The following is a 1,114-nucleotide window of genomic DNA, read 5'->3' on the forward strand; positions in this document are numbered from 1 at the left end:
AACGGATTTGTATATGAGCAGTGCGGAGGAAGAAAGGTGAAAGCCTTTCGGACGTACCCGAGCTGATTTTTACAAATTTCGTTTATTAAATTTTTTTTTGCAATAAGTCGAATTTGTAAAAATTCGGCGGTCTCCCAAATATACCTTAACTTTTAATTAAGCACAAACTCCCGCATTGCTTATATGCGTTGTTGTAAAACGTTATTTCCGCTCTAATGTTCCGAATATCCTTTCCACTAAAAGCGAGTCAGTTTCGTTAAATTTTTCTTTCCATCTTGTAATTGTTAGAAAAATAGTTCCGTCTTTACCTTTTGAATTTAAATATCTGTTGTTGACTACAAAGTCAAAATTACCTAAACTATCATTTCCTACAACATCAAAATAATACGCATCAAATCCGTTTACGTTTTGGAAAGATTGATTTTTCGGTCTCCCAACTTTCGCAACCGCAATAGAATCCATTAAAGTTTTAAATTCGGGCGTAAATTCAGTTTTATCCGATTCCCACGAAATATCAAATAATAGTCTGTCTTTGTAATTTACAGTTGTGTCTGTAAATCTCATTATAGAAATAATTTCTTCTCCAGTATTTTGCAAAGCTCAATCTTTCGGAACGTCAATTTTGAGTTTGTTATTCACATCAGTTTGAGTTTCAAATTCCGAACAGCTGAACATCAGATTGGCAAATATTAATGTTAGCAGGATTTTTTTCATAATATGTAAAGATTTTTAAGACGTTATTCTCTCATATTCGTTAAAGAAGAAGATGATATATTTTTCAAATGATTTGAAGTGTTTTCGATGAATTGTATTTTGAAAAGAAAAGTATAAGGGTCTATACTCAGAATGCACTGGTTTAGCTAATAGGTCATCCCACATTTTCTGCCAAAATATTCTGGTATCATCAGGAACACCAGTGGATTGAGAAAGGGTATAGGCATATTCAAAATGATCAAAACAGTAATAACCTATCTTTAATATTACCTGGATGAACCAGAAACTTGTAATAGAATTTTTTATATTTTTCTTGATAATATAAATTGAACCTTTTTTGTTGAGTTTTAGAGTATTTCAAAATGCTTGTTCCTTATTTTTATCATAATGTTTTACAACG

Annotated in this window: 1 protein-coding gene; it reads right to left on the reverse strand. The window is 31.2% G+C overall.

What is annotated here, in order from left to right; genetic code table 11:
• Positions 1–201 precede the first annotated feature (201 nt).
• A complete protein-coding gene (locus GB234_RS14990) occupies positions 202–597 on the reverse strand; it encodes a hypothetical protein (RefSeq protein WP_151895387.1) in 396 nt (131 codons plus the stop codon).
• Positions 598–1,114 lie beyond the last annotated feature (517 nt).

The sequence above is a fragment of the Patiriisocius marinistellae genome (genome assembly GCF_009014635.1).
Taxonomy (GTDB): Bacteria; Bacteroidota; Bacteroidia; order Flavobacteriales; family Flavobacteriaceae; genus Patiriisocius; species Patiriisocius marinistellae.